The organism is Aliihoeflea aestuarii (assembly GCF_024105665.1).
In the GTDB taxonomy this organism is placed as follows: Bacteria; Pseudomonadota; Alphaproteobacteria; order Rhizobiales; family Rhizobiaceae; genus Aliihoeflea; species Aliihoeflea aestuarii.
On record NZ_JAAAMK010000024.1, the window covers coordinates 1 to 944 of the forward strand.

Consider the following 944-nt stretch of genomic DNA (forward strand, 5'->3'; position numbering starts at 1 on the left):
GATGGCAAGGATGTTGTCGCAAATCGCAACGGTAGAAGCCGGCAGAACCGCTTAATGCCGTCATTCCTGTGCTCGTCACAGGAATCCATTTCTCTCCATCGATGCAAGCTGCGCGCATTGCAATAGACGCGCCGCGCATCCCGTGTTAGCAGCGAAACCGAAGAGGGATTTCCATGCCGACGATCCGTATCGAGCGACGACGAAAGAGCACCCGCGCCTGACGCGCGGACGACGGCTGCCGGGGCGCGTTGCGCATTCGGAAAGCCGTCCACCAGACGCCCTTTCACGCCGATCGAGATCGCCATCATGTCCCTTGCCGACGTCGCCTATGCGCCGGAACTGCCTTCCCACGACGCTGAAATCGAAGAGATCAACGCCGAAGCGTTCGGCCCCGGTCGCTTCACGCGTGCCGCCTACAAGATTCGCGAGGATGGGCCGCATGCGCGCGGTCTGTCCTTCGTCGCAACCGCGAATGGCCAGGTCATTGCCTCCGTGCGGCTGACACCGATCGCGGTGGGCGAGGGGCGGGCGATGTTGCTCGGCCCCCTTGCCGTGCGCCCGGCGTGGAAGAATCTCGGCATCGGCCGCAAGCTCCTGACCATCGCGGCGGACGCGGCGCGCGAGAAGGGCGTCACCGCCATCGTGCTCGTCGGCGACGCGCCGTATTACGGTCCGTTCGGCTATGAACGGGTCAAGGCGGGGACCATGACGATGCCGTGGCCCGTCGATCCGGCGCGGCTTCTCGTCAAGGAACTGGCACCCGGTTCTGCCGGCGCGCTGCTTGGGCCGGTCGTACATGCGGATCGGGCGGTGGAATGAAAGCCGTTGGCCATATGCCGTTGGAGCCGGCGAGGCCGTCATTCCTGTGACGAGCACAGGAATGATGGCACTAAGCGGTTCTGCCAGTTCCTACCGTTGCGACTGGCAGTAACCTTCCCGCCATT

Annotated in this window: 2 protein-coding genes; one reads left to right on the forward strand and one right to left on the reverse strand. The window is 64.1% G+C overall.

Annotation, left to right across the window (positions count from 1 at the left end; all coding sequences use genetic code 11):
• The coding region (locus tag GTW25_RS20390) for a hypothetical protein (protein ID WP_252914122.1) at nucleotides 1–308 on the reverse strand (308 nt) is incomplete at its 3' end.
• Here GTW25_RS20390 and GTW25_RS20395 point away from each other — a divergent pair.
• The gene (locus tag GTW25_RS20395) at nucleotides 307–819 is read left to right on the forward strand and encodes a GNAT family N-acetyltransferase (protein WP_252914123.1); all 513 of its coding nucleotides are present in this window, start codon (nucleotides 307–309) and stop codon (nucleotides 817–819) included. The two genes, GTW25_RS20390 and GTW25_RS20395, sit on opposite strands and share 2 nt — an antisense overlap.
• The last annotated feature ends 125 nt before the right edge of the window (nucleotides 820–944 follow it).